This window comes from Streptomyces sp. NPDC000229, assembly GCF_040300825.1.
GTDB lineage: Bacteria > Actinomycetota > Actinomycetes > Streptomycetales > Streptomycetaceae > Streptomyces.
The window spans coordinates 15,819-37,081 of sequence record NZ_JBEPEL010000014.1 but is presented as its reverse complement, the minus strand read 5'-3'; the positions used below and the strand labels follow the sequence as shown (position 1 = coordinate 37,081).

Annotated in this window: 19 protein-coding genes; 11 read left to right on the top strand and 8 right to left on the bottom strand. The window is 70.7% G+C overall.

The annotated features are described in order from the left end of the window. Positions 1–146: 146 nt before the first annotated feature. From ABT360_RS10580 to rfbD, 3 genes are read left to right on the top strand one after another with little or no spacing between them, the layout of a single operon-like run. The gene (locus ABT360_RS10580; protein WP_351813559.1) at positions 147–1,217 is read left to right on the top strand and encodes a glucose-1-phosphate thymidylyltransferase; all 1,071 of its coding nucleotides are present in this window, start codon (positions 147–149) and stop codon (positions 1,215–1,217) included. Next, positions 1,214–2,203, top strand: coding sequence for a dTDP-glucose 4,6-dehydratase (gene rfbB / locus ABT360_RS10575; protein ID WP_351813557.1), 990 nt, complete (start codon positions 1,214–1,216; stop codon positions 2,201–2,203). The genes ABT360_RS10580 and rfbB overlap by 4 nt, the downstream gene beginning before the upstream one ends. Further along, positions 2,200–3,051 carry a dTDP-4-dehydrorhamnose reductase gene (gene rfbD / locus ABT360_RS10570; protein ID WP_351813555.1) on the top strand — a complete coding sequence of 284 codons (852 nt, stop codon included), beginning with the start codon at positions 2,200–2,202 and terminating at the stop codon, positions 3,049–3,051. The genes rfbB and rfbD overlap by 4 nt, the downstream gene beginning before the upstream one ends. 84 nt (positions 3,052–3,135) lie before the next feature. Here the strand turns inward: rfbD and ABT360_RS10565 are convergent, their stop codons facing one another. Then, entirely contained in the window at positions 3,136–3,705 is a 570-nt protein-coding gene (locus ABT360_RS10565; RefSeq protein WP_351813553.1) for a hypothetical protein, read from the bottom strand. A 142-nt stretch (positions 3,706–3,847) separates the two neighbouring features. On the opposite strand from ABT360_RS10565, the gene ABT360_RS10560 reads away from it, so the two are divergent. After that, entirely contained in the window at positions 3,848–4,258 is a 411-nt protein-coding gene (locus ABT360_RS10560) for an ATP-binding protein (RefSeq protein ID WP_351813551.1), read from the top strand. Positions 4,259–4,317: 59 nt separating this feature from the next. On the opposite strand, the gene ABT360_RS10555 is transcribed toward ABT360_RS10560, so the two are convergent. Then, the gene (locus tag ABT360_RS10555) at positions 4,318–4,491 is read right to left on the bottom strand and encodes a CsbD family protein (RefSeq protein ID WP_351813549.1); all 174 of its coding nucleotides are present in this window, start codon (positions 4,489–4,491) and stop codon (positions 4,318–4,320) included. A 146-nt stretch (positions 4,492–4,637) separates the two neighbouring features. On the opposite strand from ABT360_RS10555, the gene ABT360_RS10550 reads away from it, so the two are divergent. After that, positions 4,638–4,808 carry a hypothetical protein gene (locus ABT360_RS10550; RefSeq protein ID WP_064072138.1) on the top strand — a complete coding sequence of 57 codons (171 nt, stop codon included), beginning with the start codon at positions 4,638–4,640 and terminating at the stop codon, positions 4,806–4,808. 98 nt (positions 4,809–4,906) lie between these two features. On the opposite strand, the gene rfbC is transcribed toward ABT360_RS10550, so the two are convergent. Together rfbC and ABT360_RS10540 are read right to left on the bottom strand one after the other, a co-directional pair. After that, positions 4,907–5,551 (bottom strand): dTDP-4-dehydrorhamnose 3,5-epimerase, encoded by a 645-nt coding sequence (gene rfbC, locus ABT360_RS10545; RefSeq protein ID WP_351813547.1) that lies wholly within the window; start codon positions 5,549–5,551, stop codon positions 4,907–4,909. Between the two features lie 85 nt (positions 5,552–5,636). Continuing rightward, positions 5,637–6,236 (bottom strand): TetR/AcrR family transcriptional regulator, encoded by a 600-nt coding sequence (locus tag ABT360_RS10540; protein ID WP_351813545.1) that lies wholly within the window; start codon positions 6,234–6,236, stop codon positions 5,637–5,639. Positions 6,237–6,370: 134 nt separating this feature from the next. Between ABT360_RS10540 and ABT360_RS10535 the strand changes: the two genes are divergently transcribed. Genes ABT360_RS10535 through ABT360_RS10525 form a run of 3 tightly spaced genes read left to right on the top strand, consistent with a single transcriptional unit; the run spans position 6,371 to position 9,313 of the window. After that, complete coding sequence (locus tag ABT360_RS10535) at positions 6,371–7,279, top strand: ABC transporter permease (protein ID WP_351813543.1); 909 nt, start codon at positions 6,371–6,373, stop codon at positions 7,277–7,279. Beyond that, complete coding sequence (locus tag ABT360_RS10530) at positions 7,272–8,063, top strand: ABC transporter ATP-binding protein (protein ID WP_351813541.1); 792 nt, start codon at positions 7,272–7,274, stop codon at positions 8,061–8,063. Before ABT360_RS10535 ends, ABT360_RS10530 begins: the two co-directional genes overlap by 8 nt. Before the next feature lie 26 nt (positions 8,064–8,089). Continuing rightward, positions 8,090–9,313, top strand: a complete 1,224-nt coding sequence (locus tag ABT360_RS10525) for a glycosyltransferase 87 family protein (RefSeq protein WP_351813539.1) — start codon at positions 8,090–8,092, stop codon at positions 9,311–9,313. Positions 9,314–9,365: 52 nt separating this feature from the next. Here ABT360_RS10525 and ABT360_RS10520 read toward each other — a convergent pair whose 3' ends face one another. Beyond that, on the bottom strand, positions 9,366–14,315 hold the full coding sequence (locus ABT360_RS10520) for an NAD-glutamate dehydrogenase (protein ID WP_351813537.1): 4,950 nt from the start codon (positions 14,313–14,315) through the stop codon (positions 9,366–9,368). A 371-nt stretch (positions 14,316–14,686) separates the two neighbouring features. On the opposite strand from ABT360_RS10520, the gene ABT360_RS10515 reads away from it, so the two are divergent. After that, positions 14,687–15,253, top strand: coding sequence for a DJ-1/PfpI family protein (locus ABT360_RS10515; RefSeq protein WP_351813535.1), 567 nt, complete (start codon positions 14,687–14,689; stop codon positions 15,251–15,253). A 289-nt stretch (positions 15,254–15,542) separates the two neighbouring features. Here the strand turns inward: ABT360_RS10515 and ABT360_RS10510 are convergent, their stop codons facing one another. Next, a complete protein-coding gene (locus ABT360_RS10510) occupies positions 15,543–16,205 on the bottom strand; it encodes an HAD family hydrolase (protein ID WP_351813533.1) in 663 nt (220 codons plus the stop codon). Positions 16,206–16,263: 58 nt separating this feature from the next. After that, positions 16,264–16,770, bottom strand: a complete 507-nt coding sequence (locus ABT360_RS10505; protein ID WP_351813531.1) for a DUF6912 family protein — start codon at positions 16,768–16,770, stop codon at positions 16,264–16,266. Positions 16,771–17,051: 281 nt separating this feature from the next. On the opposite strand from ABT360_RS10505, the gene ABT360_RS10500 reads away from it, so the two are divergent. After that, positions 17,052–17,522, top strand: coding sequence for an Rv3235 family protein (locus ABT360_RS10500; protein WP_351813529.1), 471 nt, complete (start codon positions 17,052–17,054; stop codon positions 17,520–17,522). A 73-nt stretch (positions 17,523–17,595) separates the two neighbouring features. On the opposite strand, the gene secA is transcribed toward ABT360_RS10500, so the two are convergent. Further along, positions 17,596–20,421: a preprotein translocase subunit SecA gene (gene secA, locus ABT360_RS10495; protein WP_351813527.1), complete on the bottom strand. Its 2,826-nt coding sequence runs from the start codon at positions 20,419–20,421 to the stop codon at positions 17,596–17,598. A gap of 253 nt (positions 20,422–20,674) precedes the next feature. Between secA and ABT360_RS10490 the strand changes: the two genes are divergently transcribed. Next, on the top strand, positions 20,675–21,256 hold the full coding sequence (locus tag ABT360_RS10490; RefSeq protein ID WP_351813525.1) for a GNAT family N-acetyltransferase: 582 nt from the start codon (positions 20,675–20,677) through the stop codon (positions 21,254–21,256). Positions 21,257–21,263 lie beyond the last annotated feature (7 nt).

The window sequence follows — 21,263 nt, the reverse complement described above, 5'->3', positions numbered from 1 at the left end:
GTTCACCGCGTGGGCGTTATAGCGCCGGAACGGATTTACCGAATCACACGTATGGCCCACGAAACCACGTAATTCGTGGCGCTCAACTCTCGTTCACAACCTGCACCTTGTCCCCGTCAGCCGAGGCAGACAGGCAGGCCAGTGAAGTGAAAGCACTCGTACTCTCCGGAGGCGCCGGCACCCGGCTGCGCCCCATCACGCACACCTCCGCCAAACAGCTGGTCCCCGTGGCCAACAAGCCGGTGCTCTTCTACGGGCTCGAATCGATCGCCGCCGCCGGAATCCGCGAGGTCGGCATCATCGTCGCCCCCGACACGGCCGAGGAGATCCGGGCGGCCGTCGGCGACGGATCCCGCTTCGGCCTCGTCGTCACGTACATCCCCCAGCACGCCCCGCTCGGCCTCGCCCACGCCGTGCTGATCGCCCGGGAGTTTCTCGGCGACGACGACTTCGTGATGTACCTCGGGGACAATTTCATCGTCGGCGGGATCACCGACCTGGTCGAGGAATTCCGCGCCGCCCGCCCCGCCGCGCGCATCCTGCTGACCAAGGTGCCCGACCCGCGTGCCTTCGGGGTCGCCGAGCTCGACGTCGACGGGCGGGTCGCCCGGCTGGAGGAGAAGCCCCAAGACCCCCGCAGCGACCTGGCGCTCGTCGGGGTGTACCTGTTCACGCCTGCCGTGCACGAGGCGGTGCGCTCCATCGAGCCGTCCGCGCGCGGCGAGCTGGAGATCACCGACGCCATCCAGTGGCTCATCGACGAGCACCGCACCGTCACCTCGACCGTGGTCTCCGGCTACTGGAAGGACACCGGCAACGTGGCGGACATGCTGGAGGTGAACCGGTCCGTCCTGGAGCTCCTCACCCCGTGCAACGAGGGGACCGTCGACGCCGCCACCGAGATCATCGGCCGCGTCCGCATCGGCGGCGGCGCGACCGTGCGCGGCTCGCGGATCGTCGGCCCGGTCATCATCGGGGCGGGCACGGTCGTGGAGAACTCCTACATCGGCCCGTCCACCTCCATCGCGGAGAACTGCCGCGTCACGGACAGCGAGATCGAGTACTCCATCGTGCTCAGCGGCTCGTCCCTGCACGGCGTGGGGCGCGTCGAGGCGTCCCTGATCGGACGTAACGTCCAAATCACCCCCGCCCCGCCCATCCCGGCCGCCCACCGCCTGGTGCTCGGCGATCACAGCAAGGTGCAGATCTCGGCATGAACACCGCCCTCCGTGTCCTGGTGACCGGCGGAGCCGGCTTCATCGGCTCGACTTACGTCCGTACGCTGCTGGGGCCCTCGGGCCCCGGCGGCACGGAGGTCACCGTCCTCGACAAGCTCACCTACGCGGGCAACCCCGCGAACCTGGACCCGGTGCGCGACCACCCCGGCTTCGCGTTCGTCCACGGCGACGTCTGCGACCCGGAACTGGTCGACAAACTGCTCTCCGAGCACGACCAGGTCGTCCACTTCGCCGCCGAGTCGCACGTCGACCGCTCGATCGCCGGCGCCGACGCCTTCGTACGCACCAATGTGCTGGGCACGCAGACGCTGCTGGACGCGGCCGTGCGGAACCGTCTCTCCACCGTCGTCCAGATCTCCACGGACGAGGTGTACGGGTCGATCGACACGGGCTCGTGGACCGAGGACCAGCCGCTGCGGCCCAACTCCCCCTACGCCGCGACCAAGGCGTCCGCCGACCTGATCGCCCTGTCCTACCACCGCACCCACGGCCTGGACGTGCGGGTGACACGCTGCTCCAACAACTACGGCCACCACCAGTTCCCCGAGAAGGTCGTCCCCCTGTTCATCACCCGGCTGCTGGACGGCGGCCGGGTGCCGCTGTACGGGGACGGCACGCACGTCCGGGACTGGCTGCACGTCGACGACCACGTACGGGCCGTCGAACTCGTACGCACCCGGGGCAGGGCGGGCGAGGTGTACCACATCGGCGGCGGTACGGAGCTGTCCAACCGCGAGCTCACCGGTGCGCTGCTCGACGCCTGTGGCGCCGACTGGTCGCGGGTGGACCACGTCGAGGACCGCAAGGGCCACGACCGGCGCTACTCGGTGGACTGGACGAAGATCCGCGACGAGCTGGGCTACCGGCCGGGCAAGGACTTCGCGACCGGGCTGGCGGAGACGGTCGCCTGGTACCGGGACAACCGCTCCTGGTGGCAGCCCCTGCTGGACCGGGCGGCGCTGTGACCTGGGTCGTGACGGGCGCGGGCGGAATGCTGGGGCGCGACGTGCTGCGGTGTGCGGGGGACGACACGGTCGGCCTGACGCGGCGGGACCTGGACGTGACGGACCGGGGGGCGGTCCTGGCCGCGCTGCGGGCGCTGCGCCCCTCCGTGGTCGTCAACTGCGCCGCCTGGACGGCGGTGGACGACGCCGAGACCCGCGAGGCGGACGCCCTGGCGGTCAACGGGACGGCCGTGCGGTACCTCGCGGAGGCGTGCGCCGAGGTGCGCTGCGCCCTGGTGCACGTCTCCACCGACTACGTTTTCGACGGCCACGCGCGCGTGCCGTACGCCGAGTGCGCGGTGCCCGGCCCGCGCACCGCGTACGGCCGCACCAAACTCGTGGGCGAGCGCGCGGTCCTGGAGGCCCTGCCCGAGCGCGGGTACGTGGTGCGGACGGCGTGGCTGTACGGGGCGGGCGGCGGCAACTTCGTGCGGACGATAATGCGGCTGGAAGCGTCCCGCGACGCGGTCGACGTGGTCGCCGACGAGCGCGGCCAGCCGACCTGGAGCGCCGACGTGGCCGGCCGGCTGGTCCGGCTCGTGGGTGCGCCCCCGGGCATCTACCACGCCACGAACGGCGGGGACGGCACGTGGTACGACCTCGCCCGGGAGACCTTCCGCCTCCTGGGCGCGGACCCGGCGCGCGTCCGCCCCACCACGAGCGCCTCGTACCCCCGCCCGGCACCACGCCCGGCGTACAGCGTGCTGGGTCACGCCCGCTGGCGCGAGGCGGACCTGCCGCCGTTGCGCGACTGGCGGGAGGCGCTGCCGGAGGCCTTCCCGGCGCTGCGGGCGGCCGCGGGCGGCTGACCCCGGCCCGCGCGGCGCCCCCGGACCAGCCGCCTGCGAGGCGGGGCCGACGGCTTCACCGACCAGGACATGGGGATGGGGGGCTCATGCCGGTCCTCCTCGGGTGTTCAGGGTTCCGCCGGCGCGCAACGGGCCCGCGGGCCCGCTCCGTCCGACCGCCTCGGCCATGTGCCGCAGCTGTCGTCGGTGGCGTACGGCGCTCCGGGTGAGCCAGGCGAGGAAGGCCACCGAGAAGACGGTGCAGCCGATGGCCACCGGCGCGTCGGCCGTGGCGGCGACCGCCACCGCGACCAGTCCGATCAGAAGGAACATGCCGACGGCCGCCCACCGCCAGTGCCGGGAGGCGTGCAGCCGGTGCTCCACGAGCCGCGCCATGGCCTCCCGCTCACCCGCCTCCTCGGGCACCTCGCCGCGCCGCAGCTTCTCCTCCAGCGCCACGACCGTCCGGTCGGAGCCACCGGTCGCCCGCTTCTCCCGGTGCCGGCGTACGTAGATGACGGCCACCCCGCCGAGCGAGATCACGGCGACGCGCAGGAGCACCTGCCACCACGGCCGCCCCGGGCTGATCAGCGTGATCAGCGCGGCGGCGGCGACCAGTGAGAGCAGAACCGTCGCCCACAGGTGCTCACCGAGCCATGCGTTGAGACGCCTCATCCCAACTCCCTTGTGTAGGGCGGACCTTGACTTCGACCCGTGTGCCCCGGAAACGACGGGCCATGACAACCGGGGGCCAGGGCCGTTGCCTTCCCGGTCCGGGGGTACACGGGTGGCACATCCCGGACGAAAAGGAGACACGATGGCCGACTCGTCGATGAGGGCCGTGGGCTGGGCCCGGTCCTTCCCCGTGTCGGGCGGTGTACGGGCAGGACGGCGCTGGGCCCGCGAGCACCTGGAGTCGCTCGGGTGGACCGAGGAAAGCCCCGAGACGGTGGACGACGTCCTGCTCACGGTGTCGGAGCTGATCACCAACGCCCACGTCCACGCGCACAGTTCCGCGCAGCTCGTACTGACCTGGGACAGCCAGTGCCTGCACGTCAGCGTCCACGACGGCGGCGGCGGGGTACCGTCCCCGCGCAGCCCCGACACCACCTCACCGGGCGGTCGGGGTCTCGCCCTCGTCGACGCGTTGTCGGACCACTGGCACACGCACGCCCAGGAGCACGGAAAGACCATCACCGCCTGCTTCACCCCGGCGAGAACGGTCTGAAAACACGTGTACGGCCCGCCCCGAGGAGGGGCGGGCCGTACGCGGAACGAACCGGTGATTCAGTGGCGGAAGGCGTCCTTGGCGTTTTCCTTCGCCTGCCGCAGATCACCCTTGGACTGCTCGGCGCGGCCGTCGGCCTCCATGGCCTCGTCACCCGTGGCGCGCCCGAGCGTCTCCTTGACCTTGCCCTTGGCCTTTTCGGTCCGGGCCTGTGCCTTCTCGTCAGCTGCCATCGGAATCACACTCCCACACTGTCGATTACGGGATCGTTGTGTCGTGTTGCCGGAAATCCCGCGGAACAAACACGGGAAGAAAAACCGGATTCCTATCGTGTGATCTTCTTTTTGCCGGGCACAAGCGGCTTCGGAGGTTGATAATCATGGTCCCGCTTCTTCTCGTTCTGCTTCTCGCCCTGATTCTTTTCGGTGCGGGTTTCGCTTTGAAGGTTCTCTGGTGGGTGGCGGCCATCGTGTTGGTCGTCTGGCTGGTCGGCTTCCTGGTCCGCCCGGCCGGTCACGGCGGCGCACGCGGCCGCTGGTACCGCTGGTAGCCCGCACGGGCACTGACACCCCCTCACACGGATGCCGGGTACCGCCTCACCCGAGGCGGTACCCGGCATCCGTGCGTTCCGGAGGGGGCGGGGGCGGTTCAGCGACGCGTCGCCGGGATGCGCGGCGGCGCACCGGTCTCGCCCGTCGCGTCGGCGCGCAGGCCCGCGTACCAGCGGGCGCAGGTCTGGTAGGACGGCAGCAGGCCCGCCCGTTCGGCCTCGGCCAGCGTCGGCGCGGTGGCGTCCTTCTCGGAGAGTACGGGGGTGAGGCCGGCCGGCCAGTCGATGGCGAGGTCCGGGTCGAGCGGGTGGACGCCGTGCTCGTGGGCGGGGGCGTAACCGCGCGAGCAGAGGTACACGACGGTCGCGTCGTCGGTGAGGGCCATGAACGCGTGGCCGAGCCCCTCGGCCAGGTGGACCGCCCGGTGGTCGCGGTCGTCCAGCCGTACCGCCTCCCAGGTCCGGTAGGTGGGCGAGCCGGTGCGGAGGTCGACGATCACGTCCAGCACGGCGCCGCGTACGCACGTCACGTACTTGGCCTGGCCCGGCGGTACGTCGGCGAAGTGCACGCCCCGCAGGGTGCCCCGCGCGGAGACCGAGCAGTTCGCCTGGGCGAGCCCGAATCCGTACCCCGCCGCCGCCTGGAGCTCCGGCGCCCTGAACCACTCGTGGAAGCTGCCGCGGTTGTCCTGGAAGACCTGCGGCTCCATGACCCAGGCGCCTTCGATGCCCATCTCGCGCACGCGTCACCCACCGTCCTTTCGTGTCGGCAGGCTCAACCGCCACGGACGCCCCGCGTCACCGAAGCCGCGTCCGACCGGGTGACCGTCAGCTCCTGAGCGCGGCGACGGCCGACCTGGCCAGGTCGTCGAGGTAGCCCTCCGGAAGCGGCGTACGGACCACCACCAGGCGCCAGTAGAGCGGCCCGATGATCAGGTCCAGGGCACGGTCGGGGTCGGCGCCCTCCGGCAGTTCGCCGCGCGCGACCGCGTCGCGGACGACGAGGGCGGCCACGCCCTGCTGGCCGTCCAGCAAGGCCGCCTTGATGGCGTCGGCGATCTCGGGGTGCCGGGCGGCCTCGACCAGGAGGTCCGGGATGACCTGGGAGGCGACCGGATGGCGCAGCGCGTGGGCGGCGACCTCCAGCAGGGCGCGGACGTCCCCGTACAGCGAGCCGGTGGCGGGGGCGGGGAGGCCCTGGGCGGCGAAGGCGGTCAGCAGGTCGAGGACGAGCGACAGCTTGGACTTCCAGCGCCGGTAGACGGCCGTCTTGCCGACGCCCGCCCGCCGGGCGATGCCCTCGATGGACATACGGGCGAAGCCGACCGCGGCCAGCTCCTCGAAGACGGCGGCACGGATGGCTTCGGTGACGTCCTCCCGGAGTACGGCGGCTCCGGCGGGCTGCCGGCGGGGCGGCGGTGTGCTCATGCCCGGGATCATAGCGCCAGGCCCACGTCACGACGGGACGGTTGCGTTCCGACGTAAGCCGGCCCTACCCTCCCCGTAGCGACGAAACGGTCCCGTTCCGTCGTTCATGCATCCATGCGGAGGGAGACCGCCCTGTGAGTACGCAGACACTCGCGCCCCCGCCGGTGGAGGACCACCAGGACCTCCGCGCGCTCGCCCTCCGGCACGGACTGTCCGTCAGCGGGGCCCGGCCGTCCCTGCCCGAGTACGTCCGGCAGCTGTGGTCGCGGCGGCACTTCATCACCGCCTTCGCGACCGCCCGCCTCACCGCCCAGTACAGCCAGGCCCGGCTCGGCCAGGTGTGGCAGGTGATGACCCCGCTGCTCAACGCGGCCGTCTACTACTTCATCTTCGGCGTCCTGATGAACACGAAGGCCGGCGTCCCCGACTTCGTCCCGTTCCTGGTCACCGGCGTGTTCATCTGGACCTTCACCTCCAGTTCGATCACGGCGGGGACCCGCGCGATCAGCGGCAACATCGGCCTCGTACGGGCCCTGCACTTCCCGCGCGCAAGCCTTCCGATCTCGCTGGCGCTCCAGCAGCTCCAACAGCTGGTCTTCTCGCTCTGCGCCCTGGTGATCATCCTGTTCTGCTTCGGCGTCACGCCCGGCTGGTCCTGGCTGCTGGCCGTCCCCGCCCTGTTCCTCCAGTCGCTGTTCAACACCGGCGTGTCGCTGGTGATGGCGCGGCTCGCCGCCCGCACCCCCGACATCGCGCAGCTGATGCCGTTCCTGCTGCGTACGTGGATGTACGTGTCCGGCGTGATGTGGAGCGTCGAGCACGTCCTGGCGAACAACCACCTGCCGCACGCCGTGCTGCTGGCCCTGGAGTGCAACCCGGCGGCCGTCTACATCGACCTCGTGCGCTTCGCGCTCATCGACAGCTTCACCTCCGCCCAGCTGCCGCCGCACGTGTGGGCCGTGGCGACCGGCTGGGCGCTGCTCGCCGCCGTGGGCGGGTTCATCTGGTTCTGGAAGGCAGAGGAGACATACGGCCGTGGCTGACCCATCCCCCGGACAGCGGATTCCGACCGTCGTCGCCGACGGCGTGCACATCACGTACACCGTCCAGGGCGCCGGCAACGGCGGAAGGGGCAGCGCGACCGCCGCCCTCGGCCGGCTCCTGTCCCGTACCCGCACGGCGTCGCCGGGCACCCGGACGGTCCACGCCGTCAAAGGCGTCAGCTTCGCCGCGTACAAGGGTGAGGCGATCGGGCTGATCGGCTCCAACGGGTCGGGCAAGTCCACCCTGCTGAAGGCCGTCGCCGGCCTGCTGCCGACCAGCGGGGGCCGGATCTACACGCACGGCCAGCCGTCCCTCCTGGGGGTGAACGCCGCCCTGATGGGTGATCTGACCGGCGAGCGCAACGTCATCCTCGGCGGCCTCGCGATGGGCATGACGCGCGAGCAGGTCCAGGAGCGGTACCAGGACATCGTCGACTTCTCGGGGATCAACGAGAAGGGGGACTTCATCTCGCTGCCGATGCGTACGTACTCCTCCGGCATGGGCGCCCGGCTGCGCTTCTCCATCGCCGCCGCCAAGTCCCACGACGTGCTGCTGATCGACGAGGCGCTGGCCACCGGCGATGCGAAGTTCCAGCGCCGCAGCCAGGAGCGCATCAGCGAACTGCGCAAGCAGGCCGGGACGGTCTTCCTGGTCAGCCACAGCAACTCGGCGATCCGGCAGACGTGCGACCGGGCGCTCTGGCTGGAGTCCGGACGGCTGCTGATGGACGGCCCGGCGGGGGAGGTCGTTGATGCGTATGAGGCACACACCAGGAAGAAATAGGCCATAGCGGGCTAAAGTGCGCAGCGATGACCATCTCCAGGATCAGCGCACGCCGCACGCCCATCTTCACGGACCGGTCCTCGGCCCTGCCGCTGGCCGCCGTGTGGGCCTTCACGCGCGCCGGGATGCTCCTGCTCCTGTGGCGGGACAACCTCGGCATCGGCGGGATCGGCCGCGAGGTCTACCTGCTGTACCGGCACTGGTACCAGCAGCTCTCGCAGGGCACGTTCCCGCCCGACGACGTCACCTGGCAGTACCCGCCCGGCGCCGGGCTGGTCTTCCTCGCCCCGGGCCATGTGCCGGAGCTGACGTACTACCAGGCGTTCGTCGCCCTGACGCTGCTCGTCGACGCCGTCGTCACCTTCGCGCTCGCGCGCGCGGGGACCGGCGGAGCCTGGCTGTGGGTGGGCGGCCTGCCGCTGCTGCTGCACCTGCCCCTGGCCCGGTACGACGTCCAGGTCACCGCCCTCGCGGTGCTCGGCCTGCTGGCGCTGCGGGGCGGGCACGCCCGGCTGGGCGGCGCGCTGGCCGGGCTCGGCGCCATGGTCAAGGTGTGGCCCCTGCTCACCCTGCTCGGCACGCCCCGCGGGCACCTCACCCGGCGGGCGTGGACGGCGGCCCTGGTGGCGGCGGGCGCGCTGTTCACCGTCCTCGCGCTGGGGTTCTCCCACACCCTGGACTTCGCGCGCCAGCAGGGCAGCCGGGGCGTGCAGATCGAGTCCGTCGGCGGCACCGCCCTGTCGGTGGCGAAGCTGGCCGGATGGTGGCGGGGCGAGGTCCGTTACCGGTACGGCGCCTTCGAGCTGGCCGGGCCGTACGCCTCCAGCGTGGCCCACTTCGCGCTGGTGCTGACCGCGCTCGCCTTCTGCTGGCTGCTGCTGTGGCGGGTGCGGTCGTGGCAGTGGACCGCGGCGACCCCGGTGGACGCCGCGTTCACCGCGGTGCTGCTGTTCACGGTGACCAGCCGGGTGATCAGCCCCCAGTACATGGTGTGGCTGCTGGGCCTGGGCGCGGTCTGCCTGACCTGCCGGGAGACCAGCCAGCGGACGGTGGCGATGCTGATGCTGCCCGCGGCGGCGCTCAGCGCGCTGGCGTACCCCGTCCTGTACGAGGACGTCATCACCGTCACACCCCTCGGGTGCGCGGTGGTGGCCCTGCGCAACGGGCTGCTGGTGGCCGCCGCGCTGCTGTCGTGCCGGCGGCTGTGGGCCGAGACCGTGCCGGGGCCGCTGTCGCTGAAGGGGTTGTGACACACGGGGGTGCCCCGCCGGTCACCGGCGGGGCACCCCCGTTCATGGGCTGTCAGCTGTGCGTACGCAGCAGCGTCCGCATCGTCCGCATCGCGACCGACAGGTTGGCCAGGTCGAAGGCGTCCGAGCCGTGGATCTCCTCCAGGGTGGTCCGCGCCCGGCCGAGGATCGCCGCGTTCTTCTGCTCCCAGGCCTTGAACCGCTCCTCCGGCGTCGCGGTGCCGTTCCCGGCCGACAGCACGTCGGCGGTGAGCGCGGCGTGCGCGGCGTACAGGTCCTCGCGGATGGAGGCGCGGGCCATGGACTGCCAGCGGTCGGCACGCGGCAGCTCGATGATCCGGTCCATCAGCTGGGTGATGGAGAGCCGGTCGGCCAGGTCGTAGTACACCTCGGCGACGGCCATCGGGTCCTTGCCCGTCCGGTCGGCGATCGCGACGATGTCGAGCGTCGGGAACGCGGACGAGAAGCCGGCCACCCGCAGCGCCAGCTCGTCCGGAACGCCCGCCTCGGTGAGCTCGTCCACGATCGACTGGTACCACTCCAGGTCGGCTCCGCGCAGCATCTGCGGCAGCTTCGCCCACACCTGCTCCACGCGCTCCGCGAAGAACTCGACGGTCTCGGCGAGCTGGACCGGCTGCGGCCGGTTGCCCAGCAGCCAGCGCGTACCGCGCTCGACCAGGCGCCGCGAGTGCAGCCGGATCCGGGTCTGGACCTCGGCCGGGACCCGGTTGTCGAGGGCCTCGACGGCGTCCCACACCTCGCTCAGCCCGAAGATCGCACGGGCGGCGGTCTGCGCCCGGACGATCTCCTCGATCGACGCGCCGGTCTCCTCGCGCAGCCGGTGCAGGAAGGTCGAGCCGCCGGTGTTGACGGTGTCGTTGACCAGCACCGTCGTGATGATCTCGCGGCGCAGCGCGTGGGCGTCGATCTGGTCGGCGAACTCCTCGCGCAGCTTCGTCGGGAAGTACGCGTGCAGCAGCTCACGCAGGTACGGGTCGTCCGGCAGGTCCGTGTGGATCAGCTCGTCCGCCACCGTGATCTTGGTGTACGCGAGGAGGACGGCCAGCTCGGGCTGGCTGAGGCCCTTGCCCGCGTTGAGCAGCTCGCGGATCTGGCGGTCGTTGGGCAGGAACTCCAGCGCCCGGTCCAGGCGGCCCTCGCGGCCCAGGCGGCGCATGAACCGCTGGTGGGCGTGGAGGAGCGACGGGGACTGCTTGACGGCGTTGGCGAGGGCCGTGTTCTGCGCGTAGTTGTTGCGCAGGACCAGCGTGCCGACCTCGTCGGTCATCTCGGCGAGGATCTTGTTGCGCTGCTTGACGGTCATGTCGCCGTCCGCGACCAGGCCGTTGAGCAGGATCTTGATGTTCACCTCGTGGTCGGAGGTGTCCACGCCCGCGCTGTTGTCGATGGCGTCGGTGTTTACCTTGCCGCCCTCGCCCTCGGGGCCACCCTTCCGGGCGAACTCGATCCGGCCGAGCTGCGTCAGGCCCAGGTTGCCGCCCTCGCCGACGACCTTGACCCGCAGGTCCTCGCCGTTGACGCGGATGGCGTCGTTGGCCTTGTCGCCGACGTCGCCGTGCGACTCGGTGGTCGCCTTGACGTACGTACCGATGCCGCCGTTCCACAGCAGGTCCACCGGCGCCTTGAGGATCGCCTGCATCAGCTCGGCGGGGGTCAGCTTGGTGACCGTCCCCTCGATGCCGAGGGCCGTGCGCATGTGCGCGTTGACCGGGATCGACTTGGCCGTACGGGGGTGGATGCCGCCGCCCGGGGACAGCAGCTCCTTGTTGTAGTCCGCCCAGGAGCTGCGCGGCAGCTCGAACAGCCGGCGCCGCTCGGCGTACGAGACGGCCGCGTCCGGGTTCGGGTCGATGAAGATGTGCCGGTGGTCGAAGGCCGCGACCAGCCGGATGTGCTCGCTCAGCAGCATGCCGTTGCCGAACACGTCACCCGACATGTCGCCGACGCCGACGACCGTGAAGTCCTCGGTCTGGGTGTCGTGGCCGAGCTCGCGGAAGTGCCGCTTGACCGACTCCCAGGCGCCCCGGGCGGTGATGCCCATGCCCTTGTGGTCGTAACCGGCCGAACCGCCGGAGGCGAACGCGTCGCCCAGCCAGAAGCCGTACGCGACCGCGACCTCGTTGGCGATGTCGGAGAACGTCGCCGTGCCCTTGTCGGCCGCGACCACCAGGTACGTGTCGTCCTCGTCGTGCCGGACGACGTCGGCCGGCGGGACGACCTCGCCCGCGACCAGGTTGTCGGTGATGTCGAGCAGCGCCGAGATGAACGTCCGGTAGCTGGCGATGCCCTCGGCGAGCCAGGCGTCACGGTCGACGGCCGGGTCCGGGAGCTGCTTGGCGACGAAGCCGCCCTTGGCGCCGACCGGCACGATGACGGTGTTCTTCACCATCTGCGCCTTGACCAGGCCGAGGATCTCGGTACGGAAGTCCTCACGCCGGTCCGACCAGCGCAGACCGCCTCGCGCGACCTTCCCGAAGCGCAGGTGGACGCCCTCGACACGCGGCGAGTACACCCAGATCTCGAAGGCGGGGCGCGGCGCCGGCAGGTCGGGGATGGCCTGCGGGTCGAACTTCATCGACACGTAGTCGTGCGGCTCGCCGTCGTCCTTCTTCTGGAAGAAGTTGGTGCGGAGCGTCGCCTTGATGACGGTGAGGAAGGACCTGAGGATCCGGTCCTCGTCGAGGGAGGCGACCTGGTCCAGCGCGCCGTCCAGCTCCTCCAGCAGCCCGTCGGTCAGCTCGGTGCCGGCCCGCTGCCGCTCCGGCGACATCCGCGCCTCGAAGAGCGAGACCAGCAGGCGGGTGGTGTGGACGTTGTGGCGAAGGGTGTCCTCCATGTAGTCCTGGCTGAACGTCGAACCGGCCTGGCGCAGGTACTTGGCGTACGCGCGCAGCACCATCGCCTGGCGCCAGCCCAGCCCCGCGCTCAGCACGAGCGCGTTGAACCCGTCGTTCTCGGCGCGGCCGGTCCAGGTCGCGGCGAACGCTTCCTGGAACCGCTCACGGGCGTCGTCGGCGAGGTAGTCGCCGTTGCCCGAGCCCTGCGGCATGCGCAGACCGAAGTCGTAGATCCACGCCTGCGCACGGTCGGCGCAGCGCAGCTCGTACGGGCGCTCGTCGACGACCTCGACGCCGAGCCGGTTGAGGACCGGCAGGACGGCCGAGAGGGAGATCTGCGCGCCCGTCTTGTAGATCTTGAAGCGGCGCTCGCCGGGGCCGGCGCCGACCGGCTCGTACAGGGAGAGGGCGAAGTCCTTCTCGCCCCGGACCAGCTGCTCCAGGTGGGCCAGGTCGGAGACGGCGGCGCGCGGCGTGTGGTCGGCCTTGTACCCCTCGGGGAAGGAGTTGCCGTACCGGCGCAGCAGCTCGGCGGCGCGCTCCTCGCCCATCTCCGCGTTGAGCGCCTCGCCGAAGCCGTCCTCCCAGGAGCGGGCGGCCTCGACCAGCCGGGCCTCGATCCGCTCGGTGTCGGCGTCAGTGAGCGGGGTGAGCTCGGTGCCCTGCGGGACGCGGACGACGAAGTGGAGCCGGGAGAGGATCGACTCGGTGTTCCAGGCGGTGAAGTCGACGCTGGTGCCGCCGAGCTCCTCCTTCAGGATGTCGATGATCCGCAGCCGGACGGTGGTGTTGAAGCGGTCGCGCGGCAGGTAGACGAGCGCGGAGTAGTAGCGCCCGTACTCGTCCTGGCGGAGGTAGAGCCGCAGCTTGCGGCGCTCCTGGAGGTACAGCACGCTCGTGGCGATCGACTCGAGCTGGTCGACCGGCGTCTGGAACAGCTCGTCGCGCGGGTAGGTCTCCAGGATCTGGAGCAGGTCGCGGCCGTCGTGGCTGTTGGGCGAGAAGCCGGCCTTGTCGAGGACCTCGGCGACCTTGCGGCGGATCACCGGCACCCGGCGCACGGACTCGGTGTACGCGGCGGACGAGAACAGGCCGAGGAAGCGCCGCTCGCCGACGACGTTGCCGCCCTTGTCGAACTTCTTCACCCCGACGTAGTCGAGGTAGGAGGGCCGGTGCACGGTGGAGCGGCTGTTGGCCTTGGTGAGGATGAGCAGCTTGTGCTCACGGGCCTTGGCGCGGGCGTCGCGCGGCAGCCGGTTGAAGGAGGGCGAGACGGGGTGGGCCTCGTCGTCGCTGTGGTGCGGGTCGGAGCGGAGGATGCCGAGGCCGGTGCCGGGTACGGCGGCCAGCGCGTCGTCGCCGGTCAGCTCGTACTCGCGGTAGCCGAGGAAGGTGAAGTGGTCGTCGGAGAGCCAGCGCAGCAGCTCGCGGGCCTCCTCGACCTCGGAGTCGCGCAGGTCGTCGGCGATCGGCTCGCGGGGGAGCTCGTCGGCGATGCGCAGCGCGGCGTCGCGCATCTTCTCCCAGTCCTCGACCGTCTCGCGGACGTCGGACAGGACACGCAGCAGGTCGGCGGTGATCTGCTTGAGGTCGGCGCGGTCGGTCTCGCGGTCGATCTCGACGTGGATCCAGGACTCGATGAGGGCGTCGTGCGAGGCCTTCTCGTCACCGCCGGCGGGCAGCACCTCGATGAGCTTGCCGGTCACATCACGGCGGACGACGACCTGCGGGTGGATCACGACGTGGATGCCGCGGCCCTGCCGGGACAGCTCGTTGGTCACCGAGTCCACCAGGAACGGCATGTCGTCCGTGACCACCTCGACGACGGAGTGGCTGCAGGTCCAGCCGTTCTCCTCGACCGTGGGCGTGTGCACCCGGACGTTGGCCGTGCCCTGGGGCCGGTTCTCGGCCAGCCGGTAGTGGGAAAGGGCCGCGCCGAAGACATCGACCGGGTCACGGTCCGTGAGGTCCTCGGGGGCCGTGTGCAGGTAGTAGCGCTGGAGGTATTCGAGAACGATGTCCTGGCCCGGACGCTTCCCGCTCTCGGCCCCAGTCTGGAGTTGCCCCCCGACCGGGCTGTTCTCAGCTACCCGGGCGGCCCGTTCGAGCAGCTCGGCCTTGGCTTCGTCCAGCTTGGTCTGCATGTCCTCTGGCTCCTGTCGCGCGCCGTTGCGTGACGTAGGTGAAAGAAGTGACACAACGCCACGACGCGGGGTATCCGGTCTGAGGCGACGTTATGCCGCGATGAGAGATGTCCGGGCCGTTATTGGCCAATTTTGGCGACCGGGCCGGATGGAATGGTTCAGCGATCGCCCGGGCACAGTGGCACTCCGGGCGCCGGCCGGGGGCTCCGCTGCCCCCATGGCGTATCGCGCTGATCACGGGTCCAGGCTATCGCTCCTGCCCCCCGGCCCGTCATGAGCCGTATGTGTACAAAACCAGGCCCCGAAGTTTGACACTCTGGACAGCGACACGTGTCCTGTTGGCAAACACCTCCCAGCAGAGGCAGGCAGTGATGACCGTGAAGATCCTGATCGTCACCGGAGACGCGGCGGAGTCCCTGGAGGTCCTGTACCCGTACCAGCGGCTGCGCGAGGAGGGGTACGAGGTCCACATCGCCGCCCCTGCCCGCAAGACGCTCCGGTTCGTCGTGCACGATTTCGAGCCGGGGTACGACACGTACACCGAGAAGCCCGGCTACACCTGGCCCGCCGATCTGGCCTTCTCGGAGGTCGAGCCCAGCCAGTACGCCGCCGTGGTGATCCCGGGCGGCCGGGCCCCCGAGTACCTCCGCAACGACCCCGAGCTCCGCAAGATCCTCAAATCCTTCTTCGACGCCGACAAGCCGGTCGCCCAGATCTGCCACGGGCCGCTGCTGACGGCCGCGGTCGGCGCCCTGGACGGCCGCCACGTGACCGCCTACCCGGCACTGGAGCTCGACATGCAAGCCGCCGGTGCGGCCTTCCAGGACACCGACGCCGTCGTCGACGGCACCCTGGTCTCCTCCCGCGCCTGGCCCGACCACCCCACCTGGATGCGCGAGTTCCTCAAACTCCTCCGCACGAAGTCCCCCGCGACGTAACCCCTCCGGGCCGACCCGGCCTACCCACCCACCCGGAAACGACCCGCACAGGTCCTCCCACCCGCACCGGTGGTCCGGGTGGGAACCCCAGCTCGCCCGCCAGGCCGGGCGCACCCCCACCGGTCCGCCACCCGGCGGACGCCCCACCGGCCCACGCCGCCCGGCACACCCGAAGCCACACCCACCCGGGCCGCCGCACGCGCTCCGGCAGCTCTGCGCCGCCGCCCGCAACCGCTCGGCAGCCCGCACCAGTCCCGGCACACACCCCGGGCCGCCGCCCGCCAAAGGGCTACGCCGCCAACTCCTCCGCCACCGACACCGCCTCCTCCAGCGTGTCCACGACGGGCACACCGACCACCTCCAGGCTGGCCCGGCTGTGCGAGCCCCCGGTGTACAGCACCGCCTTCGCCCCCACGTGCGCCGCCGCGACCGCGTCGTCCGCCGCGTCGCCGATCACCACGATCCGCTCCGGCGGCACGTCCTCCAGCGCCACCAGGTGCCGCACCATGTGCTCCGCCTTGCCGGCCGTCGAGTGGCCTATTCGCCCGTCCACCCGGACGAACCGCTCCTCGATGCCGTGCCGCCGCACGATCGGCACCAGCAGCTCGTGCGGGGCGAGCGAGAGCAGCGACTGCGTGAGTCCGGCGGCCTGCCGTGCCGCCAGCAGCTCGGCCGCCCCGTCCGCCAGCCCGCACACCTCGGCCCGCACCCAGTAGTGGCGGTGGAACGCCTCGTCCATCGCGAGCCACTCCGCCTCGGTCGGCAGCCGCCCCATCAGCCGCTCGTAGAACAGCGGAACCGGTACGCGGTACAGCTCCCGGTACCGCGCGAGAGTGATCGGCTCCAGGCCGATCTCCTCGAACGCGGCGTTCGTCGCCCCGATGACCGCGTCGATGTCGTCGAGCAGTGTGCCGTTCCAGTCCCACACCAGGTGCGTGCTGCGCTTCCCCATGCCCAAAAAGGTACCGGCAGGGTCCGACAACGAGCCCCCACCAGCTAGAAACAGCAGGTCAGCCGATCAACCCGGGAATCTCCTGCACCCCGAACCACAGCAGTTCATGGTCCTCGGCCCCGTCCACCACGAACTGCGCGTCATCGTCCCCGTGGTCCGCCGCGCCCAGCGCCTCCGCCGCGGCGGACACGTCGGCCTCGGCGTCGTCCGCGTCCGCGTGCACCGCCGCCGCCTTGGCCAGCGGCACCGCCCGTGTGATCCGCACTTCGCCCACCGACGACGGATCCAGGGCCCCGTCGGGATCGGCGACCGCCACCCCGTCGGGTACGTCGACGGCCACGACGACCCGGCGACGTGCCGCGGACGGATCGGCGGCCAGCATGCGCAGCGACGCGGCCGCCGCCCGGCTGAGCGCGGCGTACTCCAGTTCCTCGATGTCGTCCGAGACGTACCACTCGCGCAGCCCCGGCGTCACCGCGTACGCGGTCAGGGGGCCGGGGCCCAGCTCGCCCGTCTTGTGCGCCTGTGCGAGACCGGGAAGGGTCAGGGGGACGTAGACGCGCATGGCAGGCCGCTTTCGTAGTCGGGGACGCCCTCAGGATACGTGCGGAGTCCCCCTTCGGGGCCGGTGGCCACCAGGGCGCCCCGTCCACATGGCACCCCGCCTCACCCGGCTCGAACCCGTGCCGATCCCCAAGCCGTCACCCGGATAGGTGATCCGCCCCCGACTTCGGCACCCGCTCCACCGACGATTGCGGCCGCCCTCCCCGCCCCCGTAGAAGATCACCAACGCAAGTTACCGCCCGGTAGAAAGAGACCGGGTCCTACGGAACGGGGGCGATCATCATGAGCACCACCGCAACCAGGGCGACGTCCGGACCGGCCCGCCGCCGCGACCAGCGCGGCCCCGGCACGGTCCGGCCCGGCGGTTCACCCCGCCCGACCGCAACCGGCCCCACGACCCGCACCACCACCCCGGCCCCCACCCGCCGGCCGCTCCCGCCCCACATCCTCTTCGCCGAACGGCTGCTCGCCGTCCTCAGCGGCGAGCGCCCCGTCCACTGGATGCTGGGCCAGACCGTCGGCGAGGCGTACGACCAGCTGATCAGCCTCGCGCCCGCCACCCCGCTCCGCGCCCGAGGCGCACGCCCCGTCATCCGCCGCTGCGGTGGCTTCCCGCTGCGCCCGGGAGTGGTCGAGGCGTTCGCGAGCATCGCGGCGGGCGAGCAGGTCCGGGCGATGGCGTTCCGCCTGGAGCAGGGCGCCGACCGCAAATGGCGCTGCGCCGCCGTGGAACTCGGCGGCCGGTCCCACTAGCGCAACACAACGGGGCCGGGCACGCGACTCCCGTCACGCACCCGGCCCCGAAGCCCCTCACTCACACGGGGACTTACTTCTTACGGCGACGCCCGCCCTTCTGGGCCTTGCGCCGCTCCGCACGCGTCATCCCGTCCGCCCCGGACCGGCCCGACCCGTCACCGTTCTCGAAGTCGCCTTCGATGACACCGCCCTCGCCGTCCACGGTGGGGGCGGAGAAGTGCAGCCGGTCCGGGCGCTGCGGCGCGTCCAGGCCCTTGGCCCGGATCTCCGGGCGCGACGCACCCGCCTGCGCCGGTACGGCGTCCTCCTTGGTCAGGGACGGCTTCGCGGCTGCCGCGTCCTGCACGGGGACCTCCTCGACCTGCTGCTCGACCTGGACCTCCAGGTTGAACAGGTAGCCGACGGACTCCTCCTTGATGCCCTCCATCATCGCGGTGAACATGTCGAAGCCCTCGCGCTGGTACTCGACCAGCGGGTCCTTCTGCGCCATCGCGCGCAGCCCGATGCCCTCCTGGAGGTAGTCCATCTCGTAGAGGTGCTCGCGCCACTTGCGGTCCAGGACCGACAGCACCACACGCCGCTCCAGCTCACGCATGATGTCGGAGCCGAGCTGCTTCTCGCGCGCGTCGTACTGCTCGTGGATGTCCTCCTTGACGGACTCCGCGATGAACTCGGCGGTGATACCGGCCCGGTCGCCGGCCGCCTCCTCCAGCTCCTCGATGGTGACCTTGCACGGGTAGAGCTGCTTGAAGGCGCCCCACAGCCGCTCCAGGTCCCACTCCTCCGCGAAGCCCTCGACGGTCTCCGCCTCGATGTAGGCGTCGATCGTGTCGTCCATGAAGTGGCGGATCTGCTCGTGCAGGTCCTCGCCCTCCAGGACGCGGCGGCGCTCGCCGTAGATGACCTCACGCTGCCGGTTGAGGACCTCGTCGTACTTCAGGACGTTCTTGCGCGTCTCGAAGTTCTGCTGCTCGACCTGCGACTGGGCGGACGCGATCGCGCGCGTGACCATCTTGTTCTCGATCGGAACGTCGTCGGGAACGTTGGCCATCGACATCACGCGCTCGACCATCTGCGCCTTGAACAGCCGCATCAGGTCGTCGCCGAGCGACAGGTAGAAGCGGGACTCGCCCGGGTCGCCCTGACGGCCGGAACGACCGCGCAGCTGGTTGTCGATACGCCGCGACTCGTGCCGCTCCGTGCCCAGCACGTACAGCCCGCCGAGCGCCTTGACCTCCTCGAACTCGGCCTTCACGGCGAGCTCGGCCTTCTCCAGCGCGGCGGGCAGGGCCGCGGCCCACTCCTCCACGTGCTCGACCGGGTCGAGGCCGCGCTGGCGCAGCTCCGCCTCGGCGAGGTCGTCGGGGTTGCCGCCGAGCTTGATGTCGGTACCGCGACCGGCCATGTTGGTGGCGACGGTGACGGCGCCCTTGCGGCCGGCCTGGGCCACGATCGACGCCTCGCGGTCGTGCTGCTTGGCGTTGAGCACCTCGTGCTGGATACCGCGCTTGGACAGCTGCTGCGACAGGTACTCGGACTTCTCGACCGACGTCGTACCGACGAGGATCGGCTGGCCCTTCTTGTGCTTCTCCTCGATGTCGTCGACGACCGCGGCGAACTTGGCGACCTCGGTGCGGTAGATCAGGTCCGACTGGTCCTTGCGGATCATCGGCCTGTTCGTCGGGATCGGGACGACGCCCAGCTTGTAGATCTGGTGGAACTCGGCGGCCTCGGTCATGGCCGTACCGGTCATACCGGACAGCTTGTCGTAGAGGCGGAAGAAGTTCTGCAGGGTGATCGTGGCGAGGGTCTGGTTCTCGTCCTTGATGTCCACCCCTTCCTTCGCCTCGATCGCCTGGTGCATGCCCTCGTTGTAGCGGCGGCCTGCGAGGATACGGCCGGTGTGCTCGTCGACGATCATGACTTCGCCGTCGATGACGACGTAGTCCTTGTCCTTCTTGAACAGTTCCTTGGCCTTGATGGCGTTGTTCAGATACCCGACGAGCGGGGTGTTCACCGACTCGTAGAGGTTGTCGATGCCCAGCCAGTCCTCGACCTTGGCGACGCCGGACTCGTGGATGCCGACGGTGCGCTTCTTCTCGTCGACCTCGTAGTCACCGGTTTCCTCGATGCCCTTGAGGGGGTTTCCGGGCTCGCCCCTCTTGAGGCGGGTGACCAGCTTGGCGAAGTCGCCGTACCACTTGGTGGCCTGGTCGGCCGGGCCGGAGATGATCAGCGGCGTACGGGCCTCGTCGACCAGGATGGAGTCGACCTCGTCGACACAGGCGAAGTTGTGGCCGCGCTGGACGAGCTCGTCCTTGGACCACGCCATGTTGTCGCGCAGGTAGTCGAAGCCGAACTCGTTGTTCGTGCCGTACGTGATGTCGCAGTTGTACATCTCGCGGCGCTGCGCCGGCGACATGTTGGCGAGGATGCAGCCGACCTGCAGGCCCAGGAACTTGTGGACCCGGCCCATCATGTCGGAGTCGCGCTCCGCCAGATAGTCGTTGACGGTGATCATGTGCACGCCCTTGCCGGACAGCGCGTTGAGGTACGCCGGCAGCGTGCCGACGAGGGTCTTGCCCTCACCGGTCTTCATCTCGGCGACGTAACCGAGGTGCAGCGCGGCACCACCCATCAGCTGGACGTCGTAGTGGCGCTGGCCGAGCACCCGCTTGGCGGCCTCGCGGACCGTCGCGAAGGCTTCGGGCATCAGGTCGTCGAGGCTCTCACCGTCGGCGTACCGCTGCTTGTACTCCTCGGTGAGCGCCCGCAACTCGGCGTCGGAGAGGTTGACGAAGTCCTCTTCGATGGAGTTGACCTGGTCCGCGATGCGGTGCAGTTTGCGCAGGATCTTGCCTTCGCCTGCACGCATGAGCTTGTTGAAGACGGACACTGAGGTTGGTCTCCTTGCCGGTCGGGCCTGGCACTAGGTCTTGTCATGGACACTGGCACGGGCACGGCAGGTGGGCCCCACCGCAACGGCCATCGTAAGCGAGGACGCCACCACGTCGGGAGGTCCGCGCTCACCTGGGCCGACTGCCGCGCCGACATGCCGCCCGCAAGAAGAACGCGCGGAACGCGCCGAAGGTGCCGCTGGACCCGAAAAGTGTTCGCCCCGTCTCTCTCCGTAGCATCAGAATCCCGTCATGGAGCCCGTCACCCTCACCACCGAGCGCCTGAGTCTGCGCACGTTCACGCCCGCCGACGCCGAAGAGGTCCACGCCGCTTGCCAGGACCCGGAGATCCAGCGCTGGATCCCGGTCCCCTCCCCGTACGGACGGGAGCACGCGGACGACTTCGTCGGCCGCCGCGTCCCGGACGGCTGGCGCGACGACACCGAGTACACCTTCTCCGTACGCCCCCGGGAGGGCGGCCCGCTCCTGGCCTCGACCAGCCTCCACCACCCGCGCTCGGGCGCCTGGGAGGTCGGTTTCTACACGGTCGAGGAGCACCGGGGCCTCGGATACGCCACGGAAATGGTGCTGGCCCTCGCCGACTGGGCCTTCACCGACCTCGGCTGCGCCCGCCTGGAGTGGCGCGCCCAGGTCGGCAACCACGCCTCCCGCGCGGTCGCCGAGAAGGCCGGCTTCACGGTGGAGGGCACCCTCCGCGCGGCCATGGACTTCCGGGGGACGGTACGCGACTGCTGGATCGGCGCCCTGCTCCCCTCCGACCTGGGGATGACCTCCCGCCTCCCCTACCTGCCGGCCCCGCGGGACCCGGCCTGACCCCGTC